26 protein-coding genes are annotated in these 26311 nt (G+C 62.3%); 15 read left to right on the top strand and 11 right to left on the bottom strand.

The features are described 5' to 3' along the window. Positions 1-69: 69 nt before the first annotated feature. The gene (locus C1725_RS01750) at positions 70-1869 is read right to left on the bottom strand and encodes an ABC transporter substrate-binding protein (protein WP_102409971.1); all 1800 of its coding nucleotides are present in this window, start codon (positions 1867-1869) and stop codon (positions 70-72) included. Positions 1870-2561: 692 nt separating this feature from the next. Beyond that, the gene (locus C1725_RS01745) at positions 2562-3503 is read right to left on the bottom strand and encodes a DUF1861 family protein (RefSeq protein ID WP_102409970.1); all 942 of its coding nucleotides are present in this window, start codon (positions 3501-3503) and stop codon (positions 2562-2564) included. A gap of 246 nt (positions 3504-3749) precedes the next feature. Here C1725_RS01745 and C1725_RS01740 point away from each other — a divergent pair, with 246 nt between their 5' ends. The 3 genes from C1725_RS01740 to C1725_RS01730 all read left to right on the top strand — a co-directional run bounded on the left by C1725_RS01740 (position 3750) and on the right by C1725_RS01730 (position 7796). Then, complete coding sequence (locus C1725_RS01740) at positions 3750-3956, top strand: DUF1858 domain-containing protein (protein WP_102409969.1); 207 nt, start codon at positions 3750-3752, stop codon at positions 3954-3956. A 484-nt stretch (positions 3957-4440) separates the two neighbouring features. Then, positions 4441-6150 carry an arginine--tRNA ligase gene (gene argS, locus C1725_RS01735; protein WP_346026240.1) on the top strand — a complete coding sequence of 570 codons (1710 nt, stop codon included), beginning with the start codon at positions 4441-4443 and terminating at the stop codon, positions 6148-6150. Between the two features lie 347 nt (positions 6151-6497). Next, positions 6498-7796, top strand: a complete 1299-nt coding sequence (locus C1725_RS01730; RefSeq protein WP_346026239.1) for an ATP-binding protein — start codon at positions 6498-6500, stop codon at positions 7794-7796. 164 nt (positions 7797-7960) lie between these two features. On the opposite strand, the gene C1725_RS01725 is transcribed toward C1725_RS01730, so the two are convergent. Both C1725_RS01725 and C1725_RS01720 read right to left on the bottom strand, forming a co-directional pair. Continuing rightward, positions 7961-8182: a helix-turn-helix domain-containing protein gene (locus C1725_RS01725; RefSeq protein ID WP_102409967.1), complete on the bottom strand. Its 222-nt coding sequence runs from the start codon at positions 8180-8182 to the stop codon at positions 7961-7963. Between the two features lie 2 nt (positions 8183-8184). After that, positions 8185-8445, bottom strand: a complete 261-nt coding sequence (locus C1725_RS01720) for a helix-turn-helix domain-containing protein (RefSeq protein WP_346026238.1) — start codon at positions 8443-8445, stop codon at positions 8185-8187. 216 nt (positions 8446-8661) lie between these two features. Between C1725_RS01720 and C1725_RS01715 the strand changes: the two genes are divergently transcribed. The 5 genes from C1725_RS01715 (at position 8662) to C1725_RS01695 (ending at position 13424) form a co-directional block, all read left to right on the top strand. Then, the gene (locus C1725_RS01715) at positions 8662-9000 is read left to right on the top strand and encodes a helix-turn-helix transcriptional regulator (protein WP_102409966.1); all 339 of its coding nucleotides are present in this window, start codon (positions 8662-8664) and stop codon (positions 8998-9000) included. Then, positions 8997-9659: a permease prefix domain 1-containing protein gene (locus C1725_RS01710; RefSeq protein ID WP_102409965.1), complete on the top strand. Its 663-nt coding sequence runs from the start codon at positions 8997-8999 to the stop codon at positions 9657-9659. The genes C1725_RS01715 and C1725_RS01710 overlap by 4 nt, the downstream gene beginning before the upstream one ends. Positions 9660-9772: 113 nt before the next feature. Then, positions 9773-10624 carry a DUF4097 family beta strand repeat-containing protein gene (locus C1725_RS01705; protein WP_346026237.1) on the top strand — a complete coding sequence of 284 codons (852 nt, stop codon included), beginning with the start codon at positions 9773-9775 and terminating at the stop codon, positions 10622-10624. 243 nt (positions 10625-10867) lie between these two features. Beyond that, positions 10868-12097, top strand: a complete 1230-nt coding sequence (locus C1725_RS01700; protein WP_102409963.1) for a S41 family peptidase — start codon at positions 10868-10870, stop codon at positions 12095-12097. 106 nt (positions 12098-12203) lie between these two features. Beyond that, complete coding sequence (locus C1725_RS01695) at positions 12204-13424, top strand: SH3 domain-containing protein (RefSeq protein ID WP_102409962.1); 1221 nt, start codon at positions 12204-12206, stop codon at positions 13422-13424. A 50-nt stretch (positions 13425-13474) separates the two neighbouring features. On the opposite strand, the gene C1725_RS19115 is transcribed toward C1725_RS01695, so the two are convergent. After that, positions 13475-13645: a DUF1540 domain-containing protein gene (locus tag C1725_RS19115; RefSeq protein WP_346026236.1), complete on the bottom strand. Its 171-nt coding sequence runs from the start codon at positions 13643-13645 to the stop codon at positions 13475-13477. Positions 13646-13924: 279 nt separating this feature from the next. On the opposite strand from C1725_RS19115, the gene C1725_RS01685 reads away from it, so the two are divergent. From C1725_RS01685 to C1725_RS01665, 5 genes are all read left to right on the top strand, one after another. After that, the gene (locus C1725_RS01685) at positions 13925-14407 is read left to right on the top strand and encodes a QueT transporter family protein (protein ID WP_102413208.1); all 483 of its coding nucleotides are present in this window, start codon (positions 13925-13927) and stop codon (positions 14405-14407) included. 210 nt (positions 14408-14617) lie between these two features. After that, entirely contained in the window at positions 14618-15319 is a 702-nt protein-coding gene (locus C1725_RS01680; RefSeq protein WP_102409960.1) for an ATP-binding cassette domain-containing protein, read from the top strand. Continuing rightward, the gene (locus C1725_RS01675) at positions 15313-17631 is read left to right on the top strand and encodes an FtsX-like permease family protein (RefSeq protein WP_102409959.1); all 2319 of its coding nucleotides are present in this window, start codon (positions 15313-15315) and stop codon (positions 17629-17631) included. Before C1725_RS01680 ends, C1725_RS01675 begins: the two co-directional genes overlap by 7 nt. Before the next feature lie 39 nt (positions 17632-17670). Continuing rightward, entirely contained in the window at positions 17671-18735 is a 1065-nt protein-coding gene (locus C1725_RS01670; RefSeq protein ID WP_346026235.1) for a biotin/lipoyl-containing protein, read from the top strand. 182 nt (positions 18736-18917) lie between these two features. Further along, complete coding sequence (locus C1725_RS01665) at positions 18918-19505, top strand: TetR/AcrR family transcriptional regulator (protein ID WP_346026234.1); 588 nt, start codon at positions 18918-18920, stop codon at positions 19503-19505. Positions 19506-19580: 75 nt separating this feature from the next. Here C1725_RS01665 and C1725_RS01660 read toward each other — a convergent pair whose 3' ends face one another. Further along, positions 19581-20084 carry an AAA family ATPase gene (locus C1725_RS01660; protein ID WP_102409956.1) on the bottom strand — a complete coding sequence of 168 codons (504 nt, stop codon included), beginning with the start codon at positions 20082-20084 and terminating at the stop codon, positions 19581-19583. Next, positions 20081-20782, bottom strand: a complete 702-nt coding sequence (locus tag C1725_RS01655) for a methyltransferase domain-containing protein (protein WP_102409955.1) — start codon at positions 20780-20782, stop codon at positions 20081-20083. The genes C1725_RS01660 and C1725_RS01655 overlap by 4 nt, the downstream gene beginning before the upstream one ends. Before the next feature lie 168 nt (positions 20783-20950). On the opposite strand from C1725_RS01655, the gene C1725_RS01650 reads away from it, so the two are divergent. Continuing rightward, positions 20951-21436 (top strand): GNAT family N-acetyltransferase, encoded by a 486-nt coding sequence (locus C1725_RS01650; protein WP_102409954.1) that lies wholly within the window; start codon positions 20951-20953, stop codon positions 21434-21436. A gap of 3 nt (positions 21437-21439) precedes the next feature. Here C1725_RS01650 and C1725_RS01645 read toward each other — a convergent pair whose 3' ends face one another. After that, positions 21440-22090 (bottom strand): hypothetical protein, encoded by a 651-nt coding sequence (locus C1725_RS01645; protein WP_146009100.1) that lies wholly within the window; start codon positions 22088-22090, stop codon positions 21440-21442. A gap of 104 nt (positions 22091-22194) precedes the next feature. Here C1725_RS01645 and C1725_RS01640 point away from each other — a divergent pair, with 104 nt between their 5' ends. Then, positions 22195-22470 (top strand): helix-turn-helix domain-containing protein, encoded by a 276-nt coding sequence (locus C1725_RS01640; RefSeq protein WP_102409952.1) that lies wholly within the window; start codon positions 22195-22197, stop codon positions 22468-22470. A 69-nt stretch (positions 22471-22539) separates the two neighbouring features. On the opposite strand, the gene C1725_RS01635 is transcribed toward C1725_RS01640, so the two are convergent. The 3 genes from C1725_RS01635 to adhE are packed head-to-tail and all read right to left on the bottom strand — an operon-like array spanning position 22540 to position 26167. Beyond that, a complete protein-coding gene (locus C1725_RS01635) occupies positions 22540-22785 on the bottom strand; it encodes an NAD(P)H-dependent oxidoreductase subunit E (RefSeq protein ID WP_102409951.1) in 246 nt (81 codons plus the stop codon). Positions 22786-22798: 13 nt separating this feature from the next. Further along, a complete protein-coding gene (locus tag C1725_RS01630) occupies positions 22799-23551 on the bottom strand; it encodes a phosphotransferase (protein WP_102409950.1) in 753 nt (250 codons plus the stop codon). A gap of 15 nt (positions 23552-23566) precedes the next feature. Further along, complete coding sequence (gene adhE, locus C1725_RS01625; RefSeq protein ID WP_102409949.1) at positions 23567-26167, bottom strand: bifunctional acetaldehyde-CoA/alcohol dehydrogenase; 2601 nt, start codon at positions 26165-26167, stop codon at positions 23567-23569. Between the last annotated feature and the right edge of the window lie 144 nt (positions 26168-26311).

Below are 26311 nucleotides of genomic sequence, written 5' to 3'. Positions count from 1 at the left end.
GATAATGCAGAGAGGGGCGTGCCGCCAAGCGGCCTTGGCGGCATGCCCCCTCTCTTGCATCATGAGGTTTTACGGATTGACAAGCTCCAGATCGAACAGTGCAGCGATGCCATAGCCGTCGGTGCAGTCGGCCGGCGGAATGTTGCGGCCGTCGCCGTCTTCCGGATAGTTGGTCCAGATGCTCTCGTTCACGGCGTGGAACACGGCCGGACGATACATCAGCGAGAAGGAGGGAACTTCGGTCAGGTAGATCTCGGTCGCCTCGGTGTACAGCTTATTCAGCTCGGCCTCGTCGGTCGTCAGCGGAATCTGCGCGATGATCTCGTCCGCGCGCTCGTTCTTGTACTGGCCGAAGTTGCCGGTCCAGTTGTTCTGCACGCCGATCAGGTCGCCGCCCATGAGCTGGCGAACGCGCGCCCACGGCATGGAGGGAGCGGCCGCGCCCACGGAGTACATGAAGATCTGATACTCGGTCTGATCCGGGTTGGTGAACACGGTCTGATAGATGGACCATTCGGGGTAGAGGGTCGTGATTTCGACGCCGATGTTCTTGCCGGCCGCAGCCACGATTTCCATGGCGGCCTGCCAGTCGGTCCAGCCGTTCGGGCAGCAGGCGTTGAAGCTCAGCTTCTTGCCGTCCATCTCGCGCCAGCCGTCGCCGTCGTTGTCCACGATGCCGGCCGCGTCGAGCAGCGCCTTCGCGCCTTCGATGTCGTTGCCGACCCACTGCAGATCCTTCACGGCCTCATGGTCGTACATGGCCTGCTCGCCCGCGGTCGGGTTCATGACGGAACGCGGCACGTCCGCGAACGAGGGGCTCTGGTTGGTCATCGCGTTGGCGATGATGGTATCATAGTCCACCGCCATGGCGATGGCCTTGCGCAGATCGCGGTTCTGCAGCTCGGGGATGTTCATGTTGAACCAAGCGGTCGGCATGGTCAGGCACACGCCGTAGGGCGCTTCTTCCATGTAGGTGGAAATCGGCAGCCCGTCCTTGAGCCACAGGTTCTGGATGTTGGGCAGGAACTGCTGGTTCACGTCGATTTCGCCCGCCTTAAAGGCGACTTCCAGCGCGGCGTTGTCGGCGTAGATGCCGTGCGCGATGTACTTGGGCACCGGCAGCTTGCCCCACATGGAGGCGTCCTGGCCCCAGTAGTTGTCGTCGCGCACCAGCACGACCATCTGGTCGTTGGCGAAGAACTTGGTGTACGGGCCGGACCAGACGACGTCTTCCGCCGGGTCGTTGGCCATGGCCACGCCGTCGCCGCCGCAGCGGGTCTCAAGCGTTTCCAGCCAGCCCTTTTGCGCGATGAAGACGCCCGTGAGGAAGTCCTTCAGGAGCAGCGGGTTGACCGGCTTGCCGTCCTCCGTCAGCTTGGCCTTGATGACGACGGTAGCGTCGTCCGCGGCCTCGATGGCGTCGATGTAGCCCTGATAGGCGACCGCGGCGGTGTTGCCCGTGGCGATGTCGATTTCCCAGGTCTTCACCACGTCGTTTGCGGTGACCGGCGTGCCGTCGGACCACTTCGCCGCGGGGTTGATCTTCACGGTCACTTCGGTCAGGGCGTCGTTCCAGACGGGCTCGCCCTCGGCCAGCAGCGGTTTCATGGAGCCGTCCATGAAGTTGTACATGTACAGGGTTTCAAACATGATGGTGCGGCTGCCCTGCGCGTTCGCGGTGGTAGCCATCGCGTTGTTCTGGTTAGCGCCGACAGGATTCCAGGAGTTGACGGTACCCCACTGCTGTCCGCCAAAGTACAGCGTCTCGTTGCGGGGCAGCTCGGTTACGTCCTGCGCATGGGCTGCAAGGCCCATGGACAAGACCATGACCAGCGCGAGAAAAAGGGCCGCGAGTTTCCTGTTTTTCATGTTTTCTCTCCTCCGTTAATTTTTATTTTCCACAATCCGCCAAATACAGGGATTGGGAGAATACGCAGGCAGATGAACCGCCGCGCCCCGGCGGCACAAAATACAGACATTTTATGACGGCCTCGATCGGATGTCCTGCGGAAGCATTCTGCCTTCCCGGACGTCCGGTGTTTTCTTTTTTGGCGCGGCCCGAATGGTCTCCCATTTGCGCCACCGTGCGCGTCCAAGGGCGGCGCCTGTAGAATCCCCCGTGCCTAAACCGTTTTCGTTTTTCGGAAAAATAAAAGGCTTTTCTGATTCGCACGACACCCCATCGCCATTTAATCCACTATTTCCCGCATCTTCTTGAACACATTATACAAACTCTTTCAAAAAAATGCAACCCATTTATTAAATTTTACCTCAAAAGATTGATTTTCGTAAAATTTATAAATCCATATCATGCGGATTCCCCCATATTCCGCACGTCTTATTGCTCTAAAAGAATATGATTTATGTGGTTTTTTATGACAAACAACGAAAATTTTCTTGGACACTATCGAAAGACCCGCAGCGGCGGACGGGACGTCCTTCGCTGCGGGCATCAGATTCTCGATAAAGTTTCGCCACGTAAGAGGGGCTGCAAGAGGGAGAGCCTCCCCCGCTGCCTTCGCGCAAAATGGATCTTTATTTTACGCGCGGCCCGTAGGTGCTCAAAGCAGGCCGGCGAACGGATTGTCGATGGTCACGCGGCCTTCGCAGGTGTCGCCCACGCCGCTGTACAGGTCTACCCTGCCGTCTTCCCTTTTCACGATGCCGGACGTAAAGGCGCAGTCGAGCAGGTTCGGCATCTTGGCCGGCGCGGCGGGGTAACTGCGCCTCGTAGCGATGATCTTAGGCTCTGTCGCCTCGTGCGTCTTCGGATCGAAGATGAAGGCCACATTCAGGTAGACCAGCTGTTCCGCCGCGGCCTCACCCTTTTCCTGATAGCACTTATGCCCAATCACGCCGACGCGGCCGTCCCGCAGCAGATAGCACTGGTTGCAGCCGCCCCATTCCCCGCGGCCGAAGAGATTGCCGATGGCGGGCGCGCCCGCGATGACGTCCGAATTCAGCGCATTCAGGCTGTCGATCACCGCAAAGCCGATGACCGCGCCCGACCCGTACTTTTCCTCGACCTCCGGGCCGCGCGGGCGCGAAAACACGCCGATGCGTCCGTCCGCCAGCTGGATCAGGCGGATGTCCTTCATCCTGTCCGGGCCGGTGGTAAAATAACGCATGTCCTCCAGCTCCGTGCCCCGGTAAAAGTAGCCGTAGTACGTCTCGATGTTTCCCGACTGCTTGCGCACATGCGTGCCGCCCAGCACGAGTTCGCCGCCGATCCGCTGAATGAACGGGTCCTCCAGCGGATAGATCATCGATTCGGGCACGATTGTATAGGTATCCTTGCCCGTCTTTTCAAACAGGCGTACCCAGGAGCGCGCCCATTCGCCGCGCCGCTCCACGCGGCCATAGATGTACTCGCGCCCGTTCCAAGAGAAGGGGATGGAGCAGTTGTACACGTCGAACCCGTCGACGCCCAAAAAGGTGAGCAGCGCAGCGTCGTAAATTTTGCCCTCCCGCTCAAAGCGGGCTTTCTTTTCGCGCATGTCCATTGCGAAGCCTCCACATATCTGTCCTGCTTGGCCGCGTTACAGGCGGCCCATAAAGAGCTTTTTGTTTCTTCTTCACCCCTGCGCGTTCTTCCTTCTTTTCCCGCTGATTTCGCAAAGTCCGCCGTATCCTTCTGTTTTCGCGTTTGTTTTCTTGTAAAACGGGGTAAATTGTTGTATGATAGATGCGGCATTCCGCATTCATATTGCTTTCACCTTTCGGTGAAATTTTAGAGGAGGAATCTTCCCATGGCGAACGTCACCAAGGAAATGTCCATCGGCGAGGTGCTGCGCCTGAACCAGGGTACCGCCCGTATCTTCATGGAATTTGGCATGCACTGCCTGACCTGCCCGCACGCGACCGCTGAAAGCATTGAAGATGCCGGCAGCGTACACGGCGTCAACGTGGACGAGCTCGTGCATCAGCTCAACGAATACCTGGCCGAGCAGGCATAAGTCAGCTATAGCCGCAAGGCGCGCGGAGGTTCCAAGCGAACCCCGCGCGCCTTTTTTGTCCGCGCCGCAGGCGGGCTCGGCACAGAGATTTCCCAAAGAAAATCCCCAAAACTCCGCTTATCCGCAGGCCCTTTCTGTTTCAGCCGCAAGTTATCCACAAAAAAGCCGAAAATGTGGACAATTCTGTGGAAAACTTTGCACAACCTTTCAACATGCGGTTTCACCAGCAAAACCCGACATTTCCCGACCCTTTTCCACATTGTCCACAGGAAAGGCGGCAAAAGGTGTGGAAAATGCCGTGGAAGGATGTGCGCAAAATGGAAAAGGTGCCCGCCGGTTTTTGGTGAAACTCTGGAAATTGTGCGCCCCAAAAAATCGCCCAAAGAAAGAGGCGCACTCCGCCTTGCGAAAAAGCGATGCGCATGCTATCATAAACAGACTGATATAAGGAAATGAAATTTTCGTTTGAAAGAAGGACGTTCTTATGGATATGAAGCTTCGCATCGCATCGCTCGTCTTCGACGCGCTCAAGGCCGGCTTTGACGCCTGCGAGCCAGATGCGCCCGCCATCGCGGACATGCTGGAGATTCCACCGGAACCCGGCCTGGGCGACTACGCCTTCCCCTGCTTCAAGCTGGCCAAGACGCTGCGCAAGGGCCCGCCGATGATCGCCTCGACCCTGGCGCAGCACATCGACGCGCCCGAAACCGCGAGCGTGCAGTGCGTAGGCGGCTACCTGAACTTCTTCCTCAACCGCGAAAACTTCGCGCGGGAAACGCTCGCCGCGGTGCTCCAAAATCCGGGCCGCTGGGGTTCTTCAAGCGTGGGCGCGGGCAAGACCGTATGCCTGGACTACAGCTCCATCAACATCGCCAAGCGCTTTCACATCGGCCATCTGTCCACGACGATGATCGGCCACTCGCTGCGGCGCATCTACGATTTTTGCGGCTACAAGACGGTGAGCATCAACCACCTGGGCGACTGGGGGACGCAGTTCGGCAAGATGGTCTGCGCCTACAAGAAGTGGGGCTGCCGGGAGGACGTGGAGCGCGGCGGCGTGCAGGCGCTGGTCGACCTGTACGTGCGCTTTCACAGGGAGGCCGAGGAGAACCCCTCGCTCGAAGACGAAGGCCGCGCGTGGTTCAAACGGATTGAGGACGGCGACGAAGAAGCCCTCGCGATCTTCAACTGGTTCAAGGAGGTCACCCTGCGCGACACCCAGCGCGTATACGACCTGCTGGGCGTAACGTTTGACTCCTACGCGGGCGAGAGCTTCTATCAGGACAAGATGGAGCCCGTCATTGAGGAGCTGCGCGAAAAAGGCCTGCTCGTGGAAAGCGAGGGCGCCGAGGTCGTGGACCTGTCCGAAAGCAACATGCCGCCCTGCCTCATCCTCAAAAAGGACGGCACCACGCTCTACGCCACGCGCGACCTCGCGGCCGCGTTCTACCGCAAGAAGGCCTATGACTTCGACAAGTGCCTGTACGTCGTGGCCTACCAGCAGGATCTGCACTTCCGGCAGCTGTTCAAGGTCATCGAGAAGATGGGCTATCCCTGGTATAAGGACATGGAACACGTCGCCTTCGGCATGGTGAGCTATGAAGGTCAGGCGCTTTCCACGCGCAAGGGCAACATCATCTACCTGGAGGATCTCCTTTCGCGCGCGATGAACAAGGCGCTGGAGATCATCGAGCAGAAGTCGCCCAACCTGGAGAACAAAGAAGAGGTCGCCCGTCAGGTCGGTATCGGCGCGGTGATCTACACGGACCTGCAAAACAGCCGCATCAAGGACATCGACTTCCGCTGGGACCGCATGCTCAACTTCGACGGCGAGACGGGCCCCTACGTACAGTACACGCACACGCGCTGCTGCTCGGTGCTGCGCAAGGCCGAAGGGCTGAGCACCGCGCCCGATTATGCCGCCCTGTGCGACGACGAAGCGCAGGCGCTGCTCCGGCTGCTGGCGCGATTCCCCGAGGCGGTGGAGGAAGCGCGCGAGCGCAACGAGCCCTTCATGATCACGCGGCATACCACGCTGATCGCCCAGGCCTACAACAAGTTCTACTACGAGCACCGCATTCTGGACGACAACCCCGCCGCCGCCGCCGCGCGCGTCCTGCTCACCCGCGCGGCGCAGCGCACGATCAAGACCGGCCTCTATCTCATCGGGATTGAAGCGCCGGAAAAGATGTGAGGCGCGACGTCTTTCTCAATCCGCCCCCGATTTGCGCGGGGGCGGTTTTCTTTCGCTTCTCTTAAATTCAAAGGCGGGGTTACCAGAAAAACACCTTGACCACGAGCGCCAGGATAATCAGGTGCGCAACCACGCCGTGAACGATTTCCCAAGCCATAACTACACCTCCGTTGTCGAGCGGACGAGGGCCTTTCCGCGATGCGCGGCGCCCTCTTCTGTATGTTATGGCGCATCCCCGCGCCGGGTGCGCCCGCAACCGGCCTCACCGGCCCCAAACCCGCGATAAATTGCGTTTTGCAACGCGACGGATTTGTGGTACACTGTCCCCATACATCGGAGGTGGAAACATGATCGATCAACCGACCGCGCGGGCGCTTTACGCCCGCCTGCAATGCCTGACCGCGCTCGCCCATGTGCGCCGCGTGCCTGCCGTCGCGGCTCTGGAAGCACTGCTCCTCGAGGCCTCGCGCGACAGGGTGGATACCGGGGACTTTGCGCACGCTTACTGCGAGGCCTACAGCGCGTGGCTTTCCTGCATCGCAAGGGGTCTGTCCGGTTTTGGCGAGGCGGCGCTCAAAGCCGTGCTCTTTCAGGACAGCGCCTTTGCCTCCGTCTGCGCGGGCACCCCGGCGGAAAGCCTGCCCTACAGCGTGCTGCGCGCGGGCGCGCGCGACCTGGAGGCGTTGGGGGAGCTGACGGGCATCGAACCGGCCGCGTTCCTCACGCTCGCCGCGCACGGCTGCGTCGACCAGTCGGTCTTTGAGCACCTGCCGGCCTGGGAGCTGGAGACGCCGCGCGGAGAAGCCGACCCGCGCCTCGCGGGACTCTCCCTGCGCGCCAGCCAGATCGGGGACTTCGCCGCCTTCTTCCGCCGCCACGGTACCGGCCTGTTCGCCCGTTACCCCGGCTGCACCTGGGTCGGGGAGAGCGCGCAGCACCCGCTGGGGCTGCGCGGCATCGAGCGGCCCGACCCCATCCGCCTGGAGGACATGGTGCTCTACGAGCAGCAGCGCGGCGCGCTCGTCCAGAACACGGAATTGCTGCTCGCTGGGAAGCCCGCCGCGAACGTGCTGCTCTACGGAGACAAGGGCACCGGCAAGTCCGCGACCGTCAAGGCGCTGCTCACCACCTACTGGACGCAGGGGCTGCGCATCGTGGAGGTGCCGCTCGTGCACCTGACCCGCCTGCCCGCGATCTTTTCGATGCTGCGCCGTCAGCCCGGCAAGTTCATCGTCTTTGTGGACGACCTGGCCTTTTCCGACAGCTGCCCGGAGTATACGGCGCTCAAGACCGTGCTCGAGGGGGGGCTCGAGGCGCGGCCTTCCAACGTGGTGGTCTACGCCACGAGCAACCGGCGAAACATCGTGCGCCAGCGCTTTTCCGAGCGGCAGGACGACGTCAACGAGCGCGACACGCTGGAAGAAAAGTTCTCCCTCGCGGACCGCTTCGACATCCGCATGACGTTTACGGCCCCCACGCAGGAGGAATACCTGCACATCGTCAAATGCCTGATGGAAGCGCGCGGCCTTTCCCGCCCCTGGGACGATGTGCGTCCGGAGGCGCTCGCCTGGACGGTCAGCCACAGCGGCTGTTCCCCGCGCATCGCCCGACAGTTTGTAGACTTCCTCGCCGGACGCGGCGCGTGAACGGAAAAGGAATGCCGCATAAGGACAGAAGGAATGTTCCCAAGCGCGCGGCCCGTTATCTTTCAAATCGAGCGCGGCGGCGGAGAGGACACGGGAGCGGTTGGGGAAAATGGAATCTGAAAAGGGAGCGCCCTGTGGAAATGAAGCCTTCCACGGGCCGCTCCCTATTTTTCGTCCGGCTGAACGCGGCTGCCGGTGCGTTCCAGGATGTAGTCCACGCTGACGCCGTACAGGTCCGCAAGCCTGCAGAGCACGCCGGGGGGGATCATCCGCTCCCCCGTCTCATAGTATGCGTAGGTACGGCTCGTCACGTTGATGCGCCTGCCCACCTCGGCCTGCGTGAGGCCGCGCTCCCTGCGCAGAAGCAGGATCCGCGCATACCGCATCGTCAGGCCCCCTTCTCCTCGTGCCGTTTGGGCGGCACGAACTCCAGCAGGTCGCCAATTTCACAGTGCAGGACGGTGCAAAGCCGCGCGAGCACGTCGATATCCAGACGGGTTATTCTGTTGTTGCAGTAATTGTTGATCTGTGCGCGCTGCATTTCGGCTCTGTGGCTCAGCTTGTTCTTGCTGAGGCCCGCGTTTTGAAGCAGATCGTCCAGCTTGATCCGGATGGTTCCGTATTCCTCCATAAACGTTCCCCGAAGCATTTCGCTCTTTCCTTCGTATTTTTATTTTTTTATTAGTATATATTGGGATGGGCTGCTTTGTAAGCTCTAAGATTTCTCATCTGACATGCTGCACATTCGTCTTCTCATACAATTTTAATCTGCGAGATACATTGACAGGCGAGGTATCGCTGGTATAATACAGGTAACCCGCGAAGAGGCGGCCTCTCCTGCGGGCGCTGAAACGGAGGAAGCGCCATGCTCAACCTGTCGGACGTGCTGCGCGGACTGACCGACACGATCATCCTTGCGCAGCTGACGCGGGGCGACAGCTACGGGTACGTCATCAACAAGACCCTGCAAGAGATCACGCACGGCCAGTTCGAGCTCAAAGAGGCGACGCTTTACACCACGTTCCGCCGCCTGGAAGCGGCGGGGTGCATCCAGTCGTACTGGGGCGACGAGACGTCCGGTGCCAGAAGGCGGTACTACACCATCACCCCCGCCGGGCGTGCGCTGTACGAGGAAAACATGAGGGATTGGGAGAACATTCGGGGGCTGATCGACCAACTGACGGGTGCAGGAGGGAACACATGAACAAGCGGATCGAAAGCTACATCGCGGGGCTCTTTCGCGGTGTGCCGATGACGCGCAGAGCACAGGAACTGCGCGAAGAGTTGACGGCCAACTGTCTGGAGCGCTACGAGGACTACCTGCGCGAAGGGAGGAGCGAAAGCGAAGCCTTCAGCCTCATGGCGGCGAACGTCGGCGACATCGACGCGCTGCTGGACGACCTGAAGCCCGACGCTCCCCTAAAGGAGCTGATCGATTACTACCGGCAGCGCAGGGCGCGAAACACGGCCGTGTCGGTGGCGCTCTACATCCTCTCGCCCACCGTAGTCATCCTGGGCTCGGGCCTCGGACTGGAGGATTCGTCCGTCGTGCTGATGTTCCTGCTCATCGCCGCGGCGACGGGGCTGCTCATCTATACGCACATGAGCGTGCCCTACGACGTGGCGGCTTACAACCGCAGCCTCTCCGGCGCGCCGGATCCGGACGACGAAGACGGCTATAGGATGCGCAACGGGGAATCGCTGCGGTCGATCGATTCGCTGATCTGGGCGATTACGACCGTTATCTACTTCATATGGAGCTTTAGCACGATGCACTGGCACATCACCTGGGTCGCCTGGCTGATCGGCTATGCGCTGACCCGCATCGCGCACCTGCTCTTTGAGATGGGGCGTGCACAATGAAAAAAGGGGCTATCCGGTTTCAACTCGTCCTTTGGGGGATCGTTCTGTTTCTACTGCTGTGTTTTGCAGGTTTCATGATGACCAAAGCGGATAATGGATTTGGAGGGTTTCATTTGAACATCTTTTCAGGCGGCGACCCGAAGTACACCCTGCTCGACGAGGCCTATGACGCGCAGGGCCTCTCCCTCATGGACGTCCGCATGGTCTCGGACACCATCGAGATCCTCGCGGAAGGCCGCGAGGACGTACATGTAACCTACCTTTGCAGCGAGGACGACATGGCCCGCTGCCCGATCGTCACCGTGGAGAACGGCGCAATCGTCATCGAATCGCCCAGAAACTTCCGGCTAATCTCGTTGGGCAGATGGCCGGGCAGGCTGACCGTGCGCGTGCCAGAGCGCCTTGCCCTCGGATACAAGCTGAGCAGCACCAGCGGCTCGCTCACGGTGGACGGCGTGCGCATGACGCGCGCCCAGATCAGCGGCGTCAGCGGCAGCATCCATCTCTCGCCCGACCTCTCCAGCCGCGCCTCCGCCATCGACGTCAGCAACACGAGCGGAAGCCTGCACATCGCCGCAAACGCAGACGCGCTGCACGCGAGCACGGTTTCGGGCAGCGTGCGCGCCGAGGGCTCGTTCGGCACGGTAGACGCCTCCACCACCAGCGGCAGCGTGCGCATCAACTGCTGGACCGCGCCTTCGTCCGTCAATCTGGAATCCGTCTCCGGCTCCACGCGCCTTACCCTTCCGCGGGATGTCGCGGGCTTCACGCTGGACACCTCCAGCGTCTCCGGCAAGCTGCACAACGACTTCGGGGAGAACCCCTATGGCGACCGTTCGACCGTCGTGCGGCTGCACACGGTATCCGGCGGCATGTACGTGAGTCCCGCAGAATCGGAGGACGCAGAAAGAGAGGACGACGATTCCCCGTCGGACACCTCCCAGGGCGCCCAGCGCTCCTTCTAATTGCCGCTGTGCCCCGCGCCGTTCTGGACGCCTCGCCTCCTTACAGGCGGGGCGTTCTGCGAAGTCCAATGCGCGGCATTTGCGAAGGGGACGTCTTTGTACGCGCTAAACGAGCTTTCATTTTACACAAAGCCATCGGCTGGGGCGATGGCCTGGGGCGCGCCGCATGCGGCGCGCCTCGTTTGACATTCGACCTTGATCGCGTTATCATAGGCGCAGTCAACCAGAATGGGAGGAACGAAGATGAACATGAAACGCCTGCTGGCCGGCTTGCTCACGGCCCTCATGCTGCTGACGCCGGCCCTGAGCCTGGCGGATGCCGAACGCCGCATTGAGGCGCTGGAAAGCCTCTGCGGCACGCTGGAGCAAAACCACTATAACCTCTATGCGCTCACAGGCGAAGCGGATTGGAAGGCGCGCAAGGAAGAGACGAAGCGCCTCGCGCAGACGCTCGACGACGAGGCGTTCGCGTATGCCTTAATCGAGCTCGTAGCGTCGCTGCACGACGCGCACACGCAGGCCGGGCTCGCCCCGGAGGCGCAGGAAAGCATGCGCGTCCTCCCGTTGTCGGCCTATTGGTTCGACGACGGCCTGCGCCTGCTCGCCGTGCCCGAAGAGCAGGCGCAGCTCGTGGGCTGTACCCTGCTCGCGATCGACGGCACGCCGGTCGAAACGGTGTACGAGCGCTTTTCCGTGCTGCTGAGCTACGATAACGAAGCCTACCGGCGCAAGCAGTTCGCCCAGAGCTTCATGAATGCGGACGCGCTCTCCTACCTCGGCCTGCTGAGAAACGCGGATGGCGCTACCCTCACGGTGCGGGACGAGAACGGAATCGAGTCGGACGTGCGCCTGGACGCGCTTTCCTCCGCGCAGATACAGTCCACCCGCTTTGCGTTTGCGCAGCGCGCGGCGACGCCGGCCGCGGAGCAGGCGCGCGCGATCTATCAGGCGACGGAGCTCACGGAGGACGCGCTCCTCATCTCCTACTACAGCTGCCAGGAGGACCCGAACCTGCCGATGGCCGCGTTTGCACAGCAGGTGAAGGCGCAGCTCGAGGCGGGCAGCTACACGCGCGTGCTCGTGGACCTGCGCTATAACGGGGGCGGCGATTCGTCGGTCATCGAGCCCCTGCTGAATGTGCTGGACGGGCTGCGGCAGAGCCGGGACATCAAATTGATAACGCTCATCGGTGAGAATACGTTCTCCTCCGCGCTGATGAACGCGGTGCAGCTGCGCCAAATCGGCGCGCAGCTCGTGGGCAGGCCCACGGGCGGCAGCGTCAACCACTACGGCGAGCTGGGCTATGCGGAGGTCGAGGGGCTTCCGCTCGTCGTCTACTACTCCACGAAGCGCTTTGTCATGGACGCTTCCTACGGCGAAGGATCGCTCCTGCCGGATACCCAGGTGCCCTTCCTCTACGCGGACTACATCGAGGGGCGCGACGCGGACGTCGAGGCCGCGCTGGCGCTGTAAAAAGAAACCCGTATCGCTTCGGGACGAAATGCCGTCCCTCAGGCGTTAAATGGAAAAAGCGGGAAATCCCCGCGAGTTTCCCGACGCTTTGAAGGAGGGCTCAGGAATGCGCAGAACCATCTCCCGCGCCGTCTGCGTTTTCACCGCCGCCCTGCTCTTCGCCGTGCAGCCCCTCCCCGCAGGGGCGCAGACGAAGACCTGGACGGAAGCGATCGCAGGCGTACACCTGTCGTACACCTACACGACCTTTGACGAAGAACTGCCGGACGAACTGGCTCAGGCGCTTTCGGACGGCGAATGGGCGGATGCCGCATGTATTCATGGGGCGATCCGCCAAAGCGTCCAGCAGGACTTTCCCGCCATCGCGATGATCGCGCTTAAGCGCGAAGGGGAAACCTACCTGCTTGCGCTCGAAAAGCCCAAGGAATCAGAATGGACTCTCGCGGACAGTGCGGCGCATGCCGTCCTGTCCAACCGAAGTTTTACCTTCTCCTTTGACGATCGCGCCGGGTTTCTGCTCCGTTACCCTTGCGGCGACGGCGGGGAAGAGGTCTTTACCTACGGCCTTCGCAGCGTACGGGGCATGCAGGAGGGCGAGCAATACCGCTGCCTCGTCTTCGTCAACTACGAGCACCGGTTTCCTGACGGCAGCGCGCTCACCATCGGTTCAGACTATCCGCGTACCTGCTTCGTCGTCACACAGACCCCGCCCGTCGGCGAAACACAGGAGGAATACATTCCCTGCGTACATACGGAGTTTCTGGAATACCTGAACGCCGACGAGTTTCCCCGCACGCCGGAGGCGGTTCATGCCTACGCCGCCTCCGCGCCGAAATTTGACGCGGACGTGGCCGTCGCGGGCGCCTCGGTCAACCTGCGCACGGCCGCAAGTTCACGCTCCGAATCGCTGGGGAACTACTTTAACGGCACGCTCGTCCACGTATTGGAGACGTACCCCGGCGAATTCTGGCCCTGGTTCCGCGTGCGGCTGGGCGGCGTCGAGGCCTACATGAGCCGCCCCTACGTTTCGGAGCCGAACCCGGAACGCGTGGCCGCCGCGCTAAACGGTAACCTGCTGCCCGTGGCCAAGACGCTTACGGCCTGTACGCTCTACGAAAAGCTGGGCAGCGCCTCCAAGCCCGTCGCGGAGCTGGAGGCGGGCACGCGCCTGCACGTGCTGGGCACGGCCGGAAACCACGGGCTGTGGCTGCATGTATGCGTTCCGCGAGGGGAGATCGGCTGGGTCATGGACATCGAGGGCACGTACGGCTATCTGCGCACATCGGACGTACGGATCGCCCCGACGATTCAGCGGCTGGACGATTAGAAAAGCACAAAGGGAGCGGCTTTCGCCGCTCCCTTTGTGCGCGTACCACCTTACTTGCAGCACTCGTAGCTGCCGCACATGCTTTCGTCCTTACAACCGTTGTGGCAGTTGTTCTTGGCGACGACCTTGATGCTCTCCAGGCCGCACATGTCCTGCGTATCGTGATACTTACAGGAACTGACGGAGCAATGGATGCACTGACTATGCTTTTCAGTATGCATTTTTTCCTCTCCCCCTTTCTCTGCTCCCATAGCATGCCCGCCGCGTCCGCGGGCTATGCGCAAAAGCACTTGCTTTTTTGCGGGCAATCGCGTACAATAAAGCGGCTTTAAAAATTGCATCGGACTGTTCGAGACCATCCAGTCCTTAAACAAAACTAGGGATTCGCGCGCGGCTGCGGCTGCGCGTTTGCGGCTACGTTCGCCAGATGGAGGCGAATGCAGGCGCTTTTGTTTTGTCTGGACGCGGACGCGCGGCGGCCGATGCGAGGGAGAATGAAAATGCGAAAAACGAACGTCAAGAAACTCACCCGCGCGGCCGTCATCGCCGCGCTCTACGCCGCGCTCACCCTCGTGCTCGCGCCCATCAGCTACGGCGCGATGCAGGTGCGCGTGTCGGAGGGGCTGACGCTGCTGCCCGTGCTCCTCCCGGAGGCCGTGCCCGCGCTCTTCGTCGGCTGCCTGCTCGCCAATCTGCTCGGCGGCTGCGCGCTGCCGGACATCGTCTTCGGCTCGCTCGCGACGCTGCTGGCGGCGGTTTCCACCCGCATGCTGCGCAAAAACAAGTGGCTCGCCGCGCTGCCGCCCGTCGTCTTCAACGGGCTGATCGTGGGCGCGCTCGTGCACGCGCTCTACACGCCGGAAATCCCCCTTCCGCTGTGCATGCTCTACGTCGCCGCGGGCGAAGCCATCGCCTGCTACGCGGTGGGCATGCTGATGCTCAAGGGCATGGAGCGGATGCCGGAAAGCCTCATGGGCAACTGACGCGCGCCAGAATAGACGAATTCGCCGCCGGACGAAGGGCTGTGTTCCCCCTATGTCAGGGGACGAACGCCCTCGCCCGGCGCTTGATTTTTCGCGCCGCAGGCGATCTTCCCCCGGTCAGTTGACATTTTCCTTCCAGCGCGTATAATAAAAACATAAAATCAATTTGTTTTTATGGACTTGTCTCCCGTGATAGAAAGGAAAATGTGCATGGCTTATATCGCTTTTGAGGACGTGTGCAAGGAGTACCCGACCGCGGGCGAGCCGGTGCGCGCCGCGAACCACGTGAACTTCGAGATCGAGAAGGGGGAGCTTTGCGTGGTGCTGGGCCCCAGCGGCGCGGGCAAGACGACGGTGCTCAACCTCCTGGGCGGCATGGATCGGGCGACCAGCGGCACGATCACCGTCGGGGGCAAGGTGGTGACGGCGCTCACGCCGCGCCAGCTCACGGAATACCGCCGTCTGGACGTGGGCTTTGTGTTTCAGTTTTATAACCTGATGCCCAACCTGACGGCGTTGGAGAACGTAGAGCTCGCCCAGCAGGTGTGCAAAAACGCGCTGAACCCCCGCGAGGTGATGGAACAGGTCGGCCTTGCGGACCGCATGGGCAACTTCCCGGCGCAGCTCTCCGGCGGCGAGCAGCAGCGCGTCTCCATCGCGCGGGCGCTGTGCAAAAACCCCGCGCTGCTGCTGTGCGACGAGCCCACCGGCGCGCTCGACTCCAAGACCGGCGTGCAGGTGCTCTCGCTCCTTTCCAACCTCTCGCGCGACTTCGGCACCACGGTGGTCATCATCACGCACAACGCGATGATCGCCCCGCTGGGCCGGCGGGTCATCCGCATGAAGAACGGCGGGATCGATTCGGTCACGCTCTGCGAAAACCCCGCCAGAGTGGAGGACATCGCATGGTAAAAGACAAGAATACCCTGCGCAAAAAGCTGCTCCGCGACATGTCCAGGGCGAAGCTGCAGTTCATCTCCATGATGCTGCTGTGCGCGCTGGGCACCTGGGTGTTCAGCGGCCTGGACGCGGCCTGGCGCATGATCGACCGCACCATCGAGACGTACTACGAGGAACAAAACCTCGCGGACTTCTGGGTGCAGCTGCCGGGCGCGGACCGCGAGGCCCTGCGCCGCGTGGAGCGCCTGACGGGCGTTCAGCGGGTGCAGATGCGCGTGAACGCGGAGATGGACACCAACCTGCAAAGCGGCGGCACCTTGCAGGTGCTGGGCTACGACGGGGCGGCGGAGATCAACGCGCCGCTTCTCAAGGAGGGCGCGCTGCTCGCGAAGGACGACAAACGCGGACTGCTGCTGGAAAAGCAGTTCGCCGACGCCAACGGCCTGTCCGTCGGGGATACGTTCCGCCTGAAGCTGGACGAATGCGGCTACGACCAGAGCTTCACCGTGCGCGGCATCGTGCTGAGCCCCGAATACGTCATCACCGCCAAGGACGTGACGCCAGACCCGATGCACTATGGCTTTGCGATCGTGAATCTGCCGGCGCTTTCCCCCATTCCCGCGAGCGAACTGCTCGTGGAACTTTCGCCGGGCGCGGACGAGGCGGCCGTGCGCGGGCGCATCGAGGACCTCTATCCCTACGCGCTGGTGGTAGACCAAAAGGCCAACGGCTCCACCCAGCGCACGCGAAACGACGTGACGATGTACAGGCGGCTTTCCTACGTGTTCCCGATGCTCGCCTTCGCCGTCTCCGCGATGATCGTGCTTACCACCATCACGCGCCTGATCGACAACCAGCGCATGCAGCTCGGCACGCTGAAGGCCCTGGGCTACGGCGGAAACAGGGTGACGCGCCATTATCTGGCCTATGCGTTCTATCCCTCGCTCGTGGGCGCGCTGCTGGGCCTGGGGGTCGGACGCGTTACGCTGCCGAAGATGCTGTGGGACATGGAGGCGAGCCACTACGTCTTTCCCTATCAGCTCCGCGCGCCCGTATCCGCGGCGGCGTGGTGCATGTGCGCGCTCTCCGTCGCGCTGAGCTGCGCGGTCTGCTACTTCGCCTACCGAAAGGCAGCGCGCGAGGTCACGGCCTCCCTGCTGCGGCCCAAGCCGCCCAAGGACGGCAGCCGCATCTTTCTGGAGCGCTTTACCGGCCTGTGGAAGCGCCTGAGCTTCAACACGAAGATGGTCGTGCGCAACCTCTTTCGCAACAAGCTGCGCGCCGTCATGCTGCTCATCGGCATCCTCTGCTGCAACATGCTGATCATCACCTCCCTGGGGCTGGAAGATTCCGTTCGCTTTTTCGTGGGCGAATACTACGACGGCACGATCCAGTACGACCTGCGCGCCGACCTCACGGACGAGGGCGGCACAGCGCAGTCCTATTACAGCCGTCTGGACGCCGAGCGGGTGGAGGGCATCATGGAGAAGGCGGTCAGCCTGCGCGCCGAAAAGAACGCGCGCACGACCACCCTGACCGTGGTAGAGCCCGGGCAGCGGCTGCTCAACCTGGGCGAAGACCGCACCTGGACGGAAATCCCCGCACAGGGCGTTGCGGTGACGAAAAAGCTCTGCGAGACGATCGGGCTTTCCCCCGGCGACGCGGTGGAAATCTGGCTGCCGGGCGACGACCAGCCCCTGCGGGAGACGGTCGCCAAGGTCGTCTACAGCAACATCGGCCAGGGCGTTTACATGAGCCGCGCGCTGTGGGATACGCTGGGCAAGGGAGACTTCAGGCCCACCTCGCTGCTGCTCAAAGCCCCCACGGACGCCTGCGCCGCCAGGGTGCGCCAGATGGACGAGCTGGACGCGCTCAAGGATCCCGCGGTGCAGCACGAGCAGAACCTGAGCATCCTGAAGTCCCTGACCGGCATCTTCAACCTGATGAGCGGCGCGGCGCTGGGCCTCGCGTTCGTCATCCTATACAACATGGGCATTCTGAACTTTATGGAGCGCAACCGCGAGTACGCGACGCTCAAGGTGCTGGGCTACCACCAAAAGGAGATCAAGCGCCTGATGGTGCGCGAGAACAACTGGATTACGACGATCGGCGTGCTGCTGGGCATCGGCCCGGGCATCTGGCTGACGGGCGTGGTCATGCACTCGGTCGAATCGGAGCAGATGGTCTACGGGGCGCACGTGGAGCTGCAGTCCATCCTCATCGCCTGCGTCGTGACGTTCGCGTTTTCCCGGTTCGTGCAGTGGATTCTGACCCGCAACGTAAGGAAGATCGACATGGTGACCTCCCTCAAGAGCGTCGAGTGATGCGTGAACACATCCCAAGCGAAGAAAGGAATGTTTGATATGCGGAAAATCTCTTGCCTGCTGCTTTGCCTGCTGCTCGCGCTCACGGGGAGCGCCGCCCTGGCCGAAACCGACCTCGGCGCGATGGACACCGCCACCGGCGAGGTGGAGGCGGTGCGCACCTTCGACATCACGGCTCCCTACTCCGGCGTGCTGCTGCCCTTCGACCTGGAGCTGGGCGACCGCGTGAAGCTGGGCGACGCCCTCTTTGAGCTGGACACCGCGAAGGTATACGCCCCCTGCGACGGCACGCTGGGCGCGCTGTTCGCGGCGGCCGGGGACGACGCGGACGCCGTGACCCGCCGCTACGGCGGCATCGCGGCCGTCGAGCCGAAGGAAAACCTGATCCTCGACTGCACGACCACCGGCGCCTACGACGAGGCCGAAAACAAGCTGCTGCACGTGGGCGAGCTGCTCTACTACAAGAACGCCTCCGGGGACAAGGCGAACGGCACGGGCCGGGTCACGGCGGTGTCGCCCTCCGGGTATCAGGTGGAAATCCTCTCCGGCACGCCGGAGGTCAAGCAAAGCGTAAACCTCTACCGCGATTCCTTCTACACGCGCGAAAGCAACGTGGGCAAGGGCACCTGCGCGCCCGCGAGCCCTGTTTCGGTGCCGGGCAGCGGCAGGGTGCTGCGCGTACACGCGGCGGAAGGGCAGAGCGTGAAGGCGGGCGACCTGCTCTTCGAGCTCGCCGCCGCGGACGCCGCGCCGGACGCCCTCTCCGCAAAGGTTCCCTCCAGCGCCTCCGGCGTGATCAGCGCGCTCGCCGCCGCCAGCGGCCAGCAGGTCTACAAGGGCCAGCTTCTGTGCACGGTCAGCGACGAGAGCGCCCTGCAGGTCACCGCGGACGTGGACGAAATGGACCTGGGCTCGCTCACCGTGGGCGACAGCGTGCCCGTGGTCTTCGACCGCTTTCCGGAGACGGTCTATCAGGGCACGGTGACCTCGATCTCCGCGCTGGGCACGGTCAAGCAAAACGCCAGCTATTACACGGTGAAGCTCTCCGTCGGCGGCGCGAACCTGCTGCTGGGCATGAGCGCGACGGTGTACCTTACCAAGTAAATCCATCAGGGGCTCCGCCCCTGAACCCCGCTCAAGGGGCATCGCCCCTTGAGAATCCCACTTTGCGCTGCGGCGCGGGGGCCGCGTCATGCTACAGACGAACAGGACGGGATTCCAAAGGGACGACGTCCCTTTGGCGGGAGGATTGGAGGGCAGCGCCCTCCAAAGAAAGGATGAACGCAATGGCGACGGCATTCAGCATGCAGGAACGCGAAACCATCACCCGGCTGCTCACGGATGCCGCCCGGCGCTGCGCGGCGACGATCGGCATGAAGAAGACGACGCTGGAGCAGCTTACGCGTGAAGCGGGCATCTCCAAGAGCGCCTTTTACCGGTTTTACGACAGCAAGGAGCACCTCTTCCTCGACATCCTGGAGGAATGGCACGCGGACATCTACGGCAGCGCCGAGTCCGTGCTGGACGGCCGCATGGATTTGCCGCTCAAGGCCCGCGTCGCCCAGGCGATCCTCACGGCCTGCCGGGTTATGGGCCAGGGCGAGACCATGGCGCTCTTCGCCAAGGACCTGCCCGCCATCCTGCGCCGCCTGCCGCCGGACGTCCTGCGGGAACACTACCACAGCGACAGCCAGCACATCGCGCGCCTGATCGACCGCTCCGGCGCACGGCTCAAGGTGTCCAGGGACATCGCCGAGGCGATGCTGCGCATGATCGTCATGAGCTACTTCCAGCGCGAGGACATCGGCGAGCACTATCAGGAGGCCCTGGAAGCGCTGGTATACAGCGTCTGCGAGCAGATCATCGAGGATTGATTTCAATTTTAAAAAACTTCCCCGCGGGGCGTCCGGCGAACCCAATCGCCGGCGGCCTTACGGGGGATGTTTGATTCAAAGGGTGCAGCGCGCCAGAATAAGCGCCGCGGCCTCCGGCACGGACAGATGCGTCACGTCGATCTTCGGATAGGGCACATCGTCGTAAGCGGCCCGCGATACGCGCAGCGCGCGCTCGATGCGCGCCTCGTCGCGCCCGTCCAGCCGCATCCGCCGGACGTTTTCCGCCTCGCCGCAGGTGAGCAGGAAGGGGAAGAAGCGGAAGCTCTGCCCTGCGAGGTCTTCCAGCACGCCCTCGAAGATTTCCCTTCTGCGCCCGTGAAGGCCGTAGGAAAAGAGCACCGTGTCCACAGCCGGGCATTGCAGGTAATTTGTCAGCACGCAGGACAGGTTCTTTTGAATCGCCGGCGCCGTCTCGTCGCTGAGCACGAAGGGGTTCGTCTGCCGCCGCGGGTCGCTGTCCACATAGGCGCTGCCCGGCGTCCTGCGCAGAATTTCCCGGCAAAGGGCCGTCTTGCCCACGCCGTTGGGGCCGCACAGGAAGATCAGCCGCTTTCTCATCCCTTCACCGCCCGGATCATCGGCGTATGGTTGTCCCCCGGCAGAAAGCCGATGCACTCCACGCGCGCAAAGCCCGCGTCCCGCAGGGCCTGCATCTCGTGCGAGAGCGTCAGCGGCGTATCGAAGTGCACGAACGCCTCCGGCGCGATGCCGTCCCGCGCCCGCCGCCGCGCGCTCTCCGCGAACACGAGGTCTTCAATCGCCTGCGTCCCGGCGATGTAGTCGCACTCCAGATACACGCCGCCGGGCCTGAGCGCCTGCCGCAGCCGCCTGAAGAGCAGCGTCTTGCGCTCCATCGTGTAGTGGTGCAGCGTCTCAAAGGACACCGCCGCGTCGAAGACGTTCTCCCCCAGCGGATGGGTAAAGTAATCCGCCCGCACGAGGGAAAGGCGTTTATCCCCGTGCTTGCGGCGAAGCTGCGCGAGCATCTCCGCCGACAGATCGACGCCCGTCACGCAAAGCGCCGGGAAGCGCCGAAAGATGCAGTCCAGCTCCAGCCCGGTGCCGCAGCCGATGTCCAGCAGCGTTTCGATCCCCTCCGGCAGCAGGCCCGCCATCCAGGCATAGTGCTTTTCCCAGGGCGACATGTGCGCCTCATAATCGCCGATGCGCGCGTCGAAAAATGCGTCCATGGCCTCCAGCGGCGCGTCCCGCGTCTCGTCCAGCCAGGCCTTGAGCTCGAGGTAGTCCTCGTCCATGCGTCATACCTCCGATCGGTCTTTCAAATCATTGAAATCATTGTAATCCCTCCGCGCCGCCCTGTCCACCCCGTTCATTTTTTGAACGAAAGATGCGGCGCGCAAAGATGCGGCGCGCGTGGTATAATAAACCGGATAGCAGACACCAATGGAAAGCGGGGAACGCATATGGAAATACGCCGCGCCGATTCGGGCGATCTGGACGAAATACTGTCCATCTATGACCACGCGCGCAGGTTCATGGCGGAAAACGGCAACGCCGGGCAATGGGGGAACAGCTACCCGGCGCAGGCGCTCCTGGAGGAAGACATCCGGCTGGGCAGGCTGTACGTCTGCCTCGCGGACGGCAGGCTCGCGGGCGTCTTTGCCTACGCACAGGAGGAAGACCCGACGTACCGCGTGATCGAAGACGGCGCGTGGTTAAACGACGCGCCCTACGCCGTCGTGCACCGGGTCGCCTCCGCGCCGGGCACGAAGGGCGCGGCGACCTTCTGCCTGAACTGGGCGTTTGCGCGCTCCGGGAACGTACGCATCGACACGCACGCGGACAACGCGCCCATGCAGGCGCTGCTCGGCAAGCTCGGCTTTACGCGCTGCGGGAACATCCGCCTCGCGGACGGCTCGCCCCGGATCGCGTTTCAAAAAACGCGGTAACGGCTACAGGCGAAGCGGCCGCACGGAGGGCGGGGCGCAGCGCAGAAGCCGCTTCCCCAGCTTTCGCTTGTCCCGGCCCTCCGGCTGGCGCGCGTAGAAGGCACGAAGCCAGCTCCTGAATAGCTGCTTTTCCCTTCCCTCGTACTTTTTGAGCGCCGCGAAGCCCCGGTTGACCCCCGCAGCGCCCATCCTCGCGGCCAGGGAAACGGTCAGCGCCCCATAGCCCACGCCAATCGCCAGGTACAGCAGACGGAATTGTTCCAGCCCGTCCCCGCCCTCCACGAGGAGGGCTTCTTCTTTTTCATCGCACCAGCGCAGGAAGGAAAGAAGCTGCCCCAGGCGCTTGACCTCATATGCCTGCGGCTCGCCGTTGGATGGATCGACCGTAAGCTGCTCCAGCAGGTTCTCTTTCCGCGGGCCCGGATTTCGCGTTATGTCGCAGAGGATCATCGCTGTCAGCAGTTCAAACCGTCCGTCCCGGAGGAGCTGGCTCTCGATTTCCTCCCGCTCCGTCTTCTCGCAGGGAACCTGTCCCATGATTTTGAGCACCGTTTCCTGATGGGACGCGCACCACGCGGCAGCGCCGCCCGCCTCCATAAAGACGCGGGCGGGGATAACGTTTAGCATCGGATTTAGATTAGGATTCTTCTGCATATTTACCTCCACGCCAAATTTGGAATGTATACATTCCAATTCTATCATTAAACCCATGTACAATCAAGTGGAATGTATAAATTACATTTCCGGGAGTGGGTGCGATGGCTAGAAGGTTAAAGCAAGATATATCGATAGGACAAAATCTTCAAAAGTTACGTATTGCGGCAGGTCTAACACAAGAAGCTGTTGTTGCTAAGCTAACTCTTATGCAAGTTCCTATAAGTAGGGAAATCTTATCTCAGATGGAAGCTGGTCGCTATAGTATCCGTATTAGTGTGCTACTAGCTTTATCGGAAGTCTATGACGTAGAAATTGAAGAGTTCTTCACTGGTGTTTCGTGGAGAGATTTGCCATCAGATAGTTCAAAGGAAAACTAACGATTATTTAATTATAAAAACGGGAAGCAGAGCTCTCACCCTGCTTCCCGTTGCTTTTATCCGCTTTCTCTACGCCGCCTTGGGCCTGACTTCCCGCTCGAAGAAATCGCGCACCGTCTCCGGCGTCACGGAGAATGCCTCCCCGTCCACCGTGACGCATACGCCCTTTTCGCAGGTGCCCATGCAGAACTTGCCCGCGAGGTCCACCTTCTCCTTGAGGTTCGCCTCCGCGATCAGGTGCTGCAGCCGCTCCACCACGCGCCCAGCGCCCTTCGTGTGGCAGCAGCTGCCGATGCAGACCGTCACCTTTACCATGGACCCGTCCTCCTTACTCGTAATCGACCACGTTTACCCAGTGCGCGAGGAACTCCCGCTCCTCCGGCTTGCCCTTGACCGTCTGCGAGGCCGCGACGATCGGAATCCACTTCTGCACGTACTGCTTGGCCGTGTCGCTCTTCCTGCAAAAGAGGTTCAGGTACTTTTCCGCGCCCTGAATGTCCCCGGCAAGCCAGAACAGCAGGTAGGTGCGCGCCGCGTCCGCGCTGGCGTTTCCCTGGGTCGCGTGCGACCAGTCGATGATGCAGGGCGTGCCGTCGGGCTGAAGGATGACGTTGCTGGGGTCGAAGTCGCCGTGGCAGAGCTTGTTGTGATCCGGCATGCCCGCCAGGCGCGTGTGCAGCTCATAGCGCGTCGTCGCGTCGAACGTCGTCGCGGAGATTTTGCGGTGCATCTTCTCCTTCAGCTTGTTGAGCAGCGCCGGGGCCTTCTGCGCGTGCATGGAAAGCTGAATGTCCACCAACTGCTCCAGGTATTCGTCCTTCTTCTCCGGGTTCTCTTCCATCAACTGCGAGAGCGTCTTGCCCTCGATGTATTCGGACACGATGGCCCACTTGCCGTCCACCTTCGTGACCTCCAGCACCCTGGGGATGCGAAGGCCCGTCTCCTCCACGCGCGCCTGATTGAGCGCCTCATTCAGCACGTCGGTCTTCCTGTAGTCCTCGTCGAACACCTTGACGACGGTGTCCCCGTCGCGATAGACGGTCTTGGAGGTGCGCACCGCGATGATCTTGTCCAGATTCATATTCCTGCCCCCTTCTCAGCGGCCATAATAGGCGTTCAGATACATCTGCCTGATCTCGCTCATCAGCGGATAGCGCGGGTTCGCGCCCGTGCACTGGTCGTCGAACGCCTGCTCGACCATCTCGTCCAGACGGCTCAGGAAGTCCTGTTCGTCCACGCCGTAATCGCGGATCGTCTTCCTGATGCCGATGCGCTCCTTGAGGCCTTCGATCATGGCGATCAGGTTTTCCAGCTTTTCCTCGTCGGTGCCGCCGCCGGCCTTGAGCGCGTCCGCCACCTCGGCGTAGCGGGCCAGCGTGTGCGGATGGTCGTACTGCGGGAAGGTGCCCATCTTCGCGGGAACCTCCGCAGCGTTGAAGCGCATCACCTCGCAGATCAGCAGCGCGTTGGCGATGCCGTGCGGCAGGTGGTGGAACGCGCCCAGCTTGTGCGCCATGGAGTGGCAGAGCCCCAGGAAGGCGTTGGCGAAGGCCATGCCCGCCATGGTGGCGGCGTTGGCCATCTTTTCGCGCGCCACGGGGTCGTTCGGGCCGTCGTCGTAGGCGCGGGGCAGGTAGTCGAAGACCATCTGCATGGAGCGCAGGGCCAAACCGTCGGTGTAGTCCGTCGCAAGCATGGCCGCGTACGCCTCCAGCGAATGCACCAGCGCGTCGATGCCGCTGGCGCTGGTGAGCCCCTTGGGCGCGTTCATCATCATGTCCGCGTCCACGATCGCCATGTTCGGCATGAGCTCGTAATCGGCCAGCGGGTACTTGACGCCCGTGTTCTCGTCGGTGATGACCGCGAACGGCGTCACCTCGCTGCCCGTGCCCGCGGAGGTCGGCACGGCGATAAAGTACGCCTTTTCGCCCATCTTGGGGAAGGTATACACGCGCTTGCGGATGTCCACAAAGCGCATCGCCATGTCCATGAAGTCCGCCTCGGGGTGTTCGTAGAGCACCCACATGATCTTGGCCGCGTCCATCGCGCTGCCGCCACCGACGGCGATGATGACGTCCGGCTTGAAGGCGGCCATCTGCCTTGCGCCCTCCATCGCACAGCCCAGCGAAGGGTCGGGCGCGACGTCGTAGAACGTGGTGTGCACGACGCCCATCTCGTCCAGCTTATCGGTGACCGGCTTGGTATAGCCGTTGTTGAAGAGGAAGGAGTCGGTGACCACGAAGGCGCGGCGCTTGCCCAGGACGTCCCGAAGCTCCGAAAGCGCCACCGGCAGGCAGCCCTTCTTGATGTACACCTTCTGCGGCGCGCGGAACCAAAGCATGTTCTCTCTCCTCTCCGCGACGGTCTTGATGTTGAGCAGGTGCTTCACCCCGACGTTTTCCGACACGGAGTTGCCGCCCCAGGAGCCGCAGCCCAGCGTCAGCGAGGGCGCGAGCTTGAAGTTGTACAGGTCGCCGATGCCGCCCTGCGAGGCGGGGGTGTTGATGAGGATGCGGCAGGTCTTCATGCGCGCGGCGTGCCGGTCGATCTTTTCCCGCTCGGTGACGGCGTTCACGTACAGCGAGGAGGTATGGCCGTAGCCGCCATCCGCGATGAGGTGCTCCGCCTTTTCCAGCGCGTCCTCGAAGTCCTCCGCACGGTACATCGCCAGCACGGGCGACAGCTTCTCGTGCGCGAACTCCTCGGAAAGGTCTACGCTCTGCACCTCGCCGATGAGGATCTTGGTGTTTTCCGGCACGGCGACGCCCGCGAGCTCCGCGATCCTGCGCGCGCCCTGGCCGACGATGCGCGCGTTGAGCGAACCGTTGATGAGGAGGGTGCGGCGCACGCAGTCCGTCTCGTCCGCATTCAGGAAATAGCAGCCGCGGCGGCTGAATTCGGCCTTCACCGCGTCGTACACGGGGCTTAGCACGATGACGCTCTGCTCGCTGGCGCAGATCATGCCGTTGTCGAACGTCTTGGAATGGATGATGGAGTTCACCGCGAGCAGGATGTCCGCGCTCTCGTCGATGATGGCGGGGGTGTTGCCCGCGCCGACGCCCAGCGCCGGCTTGCCGGAGGAATAGGCCGCGCGCACCATGCCCGGGCCGCCGGTGGCGAGGATGATGTCCGCTTCCTTCATCGCCATATTCGTCAGCTCCAGCGAGGGCACGTCGATCCAGCTGATGATGTCCTCGGGCGCGCCCGCCGCCACCGCGGCCTCCAGCACGGTCTTCGCCGCCGCGATGGTGCAGCCCTTGGCGCGGGGGTGCGGGCTGATGACGATGCCGTTGCGCGTCTTGAGCGCGAGCAGCGTCTTGAAGATCGCGGTCGAGGTCGGGTTCGTCGTGGGGATGACCGCCGCGATGACGCCGATGGGCTCCGCGATCTTCTTCACGCCGTAGGCCGCATCCTCCTCGACGACGCCGCAGGTTCTGGTGTCCTTATATGCGTTGTAAATGTATTCGGCGGCGAAGTGGTTCTTGATGACCTTGTCCTCCACCACGCCCATGCCGGTCTCCGCAACCGCCATCTTGGCCAGGGGGATGCGCGCCTTGTTCGCGGCTACGGCCGCCGCCTTGAAGATGCGGTCCACCTGCTCCTGCGTGTAGGCCGCGTAGCGCCGCTGCGCCTCGCGCACGCGGGCAAGCGCCGCCTCAAACGTCTCTACGCTGTCGACGATCTGCGTTTCGTTCATACCGTACGCTCCTTTTCTCCCCCGGCATGCGCCGGGGCGGTTCGGTGTGCGTCCCGGGTTTCTTTCCGGGATTGATAATATTTTAACATTATCGTTTGCCTCCGTCAATGAATGAAGTGTACAGAGTTCCTTCTGCTGTTTTCG

Origin of the sequence: Beduinella massiliensis, assembly GCF_900199405.1 — a bacterium.
GTDB classification, from domain to species: domain Bacteria; phylum Bacillota; class Clostridia; order Christensenellales; family Aristaeellaceae; genus Beduinella; species Beduinella massiliensis.
The sequence above is the reverse complement of the archived record's forward strand: the minus strand, read 5'-3'. Positions and strand labels throughout refer to the sequence as shown.

Excerpts from the sequence above, each read along its gene's own strand:
- C1725_RS01630 (WP_102409950.1), bottom strand. The coding sequence starts at position 23,551 with ATGAATCTGGACAAGATCATCGCGGTGCGCACCTCCAAGACCGTCTAT.
- C1725_RS01695 (WP_102409962.1), top strand. The coding sequence starts at position 12,204 with ATGCGCAGAACCATCTCCCGCGCCGTCTGCGTTTTCACCGCCGCCCTG.
- C1725_RS01750 (WP_102409971.1), bottom strand. The coding sequence starts at position 1,869 with ATGAAAAACAGGAAACTCGCGGCCCTTTTTCTCGCGCTGGTCATGGTC.
- C1725_RS01660 (WP_102409956.1), bottom strand. The coding sequence starts at position 20,084 with ATGAGAAAGCGGCTGATCTTCCTGTGCGGCCCCAACGGCGTGGGCAAG.
- C1725_RS01715 (WP_102409966.1), top strand. The coding sequence starts at position 8,662 with ATGCTCAACCTGTCGGACGTGCTGCGCGGACTGACCGACACGATCATC.
- C1725_RS01740 (WP_102409969.1), top strand. The coding sequence starts at position 3,750 with ATGGCGAACGTCACCAAGGAAATGTCCATCGGCGAGGTGCTGCGCCTG.
- C1725_RS01725 (WP_102409967.1), bottom strand. The coding sequence starts at position 8,182 with ATGCGGTATGCGCGGATCCTGCTTCTGCGCAGGGAGCGCGGCCTCACG.
- C1725_RS01685 (WP_102413208.1), top strand. The coding sequence starts at position 13,925 with ATGCGAAAAACGAACGTCAAGAAACTCACCCGCGCGGCCGTCATCGCC.
- C1725_RS01635 (WP_102409951.1), bottom strand. The coding sequence starts at position 22,785 with ATGGTAAAGGTGACGGTCTGCATCGGCAGCTGCTGCCACACGAAGGGC.
- C1725_RS01700 (WP_102409963.1), top strand. The coding sequence starts at position 10,868 with ATGAACATGAAACGCCTGCTGGCCGGCTTGCTCACGGCCCTCATGCTG.
- adhE (WP_102409949.1), bottom strand. The coding sequence starts at position 26,167 with ATGAACGAAACGCAGATCGTCGACAGCGTAGAGACGTTTGAGGCGGCG.
- C1725_RS01675 (WP_102409959.1), top strand. The coding sequence starts at position 15,313 with ATGGTAAAAGACAAGAATACCCTGCGCAAAAAGCTGCTCCGCGACATG.
- C1725_RS01650 (WP_102409954.1), top strand. The coding sequence starts at position 20,951 with ATGGAAATACGCCGCGCCGATTCGGGCGATCTGGACGAAATACTGTCC.
- C1725_RS01730 (WP_346026239.1), top strand. The coding sequence starts at position 6,498 with ATGATCGATCAACCGACCGCGCGGGCGCTTTACGCCCGCCTGCAATGC.
- C1725_RS01665 (WP_346026234.1), top strand. The coding sequence starts at position 18,918 with ATGGCGACGGCATTCAGCATGCAGGAACGCGAAACCATCACCCGGCTG.
- C1725_RS01745 (WP_102409970.1), bottom strand. The coding sequence starts at position 3,503 with ATGGACATGCGCGAAAAGAAAGCCCGCTTTGAGCGGGAGGGCAAAATT.
- C1725_RS01680 (WP_102409960.1), top strand. The coding sequence starts at position 14,618 with ATGGCTTATATCGCTTTTGAGGACGTGTGCAAGGAGTACCCGACCGCG.
- argS (WP_346026240.1), top strand. The coding sequence starts at position 4,441 with ATGGATATGAAGCTTCGCATCGCATCGCTCGTCTTCGACGCGCTCAAG.
- C1725_RS19115 (WP_346026236.1), bottom strand. The coding sequence starts at position 13,645 with ATGCATACTGAAAAGCATAGTCAGTGCATCCATTGCTCCGTCAGTTCC.
- C1725_RS01720 (WP_346026238.1), bottom strand. The coding sequence starts at position 8,445 with ATGCTTCGGGGAACGTTTATGGAGGAATACGGAACCATCCGGATCAAG.
- C1725_RS01645 (WP_146009100.1), bottom strand. The coding sequence starts at position 22,090 with ATGCAGAAGAATCCTAATCTAAATCCGATGCTAAACGTTATCCCCGCC.
- C1725_RS01670 (WP_346026235.1), top strand. The coding sequence starts at position 17,671 with ATGCGGAAAATCTCTTGCCTGCTGCTTTGCCTGCTGCTCGCGCTCACG.
- C1725_RS01640 (WP_102409952.1), top strand. The coding sequence starts at position 22,195 with ATGGCTAGAAGGTTAAAGCAAGATATATCGATAGGACAAAATCTTCAA.
- C1725_RS01655 (WP_102409955.1), bottom strand. The coding sequence starts at position 20,782 with ATGGACGAGGACTACCTCGAGCTCAAGGCCTGGCTGGACGAGACGCGG.
- C1725_RS01710 (WP_102409965.1), top strand. The coding sequence starts at position 8,997 with ATGAACAAGCGGATCGAAAGCTACATCGCGGGGCTCTTTCGCGGTGTG.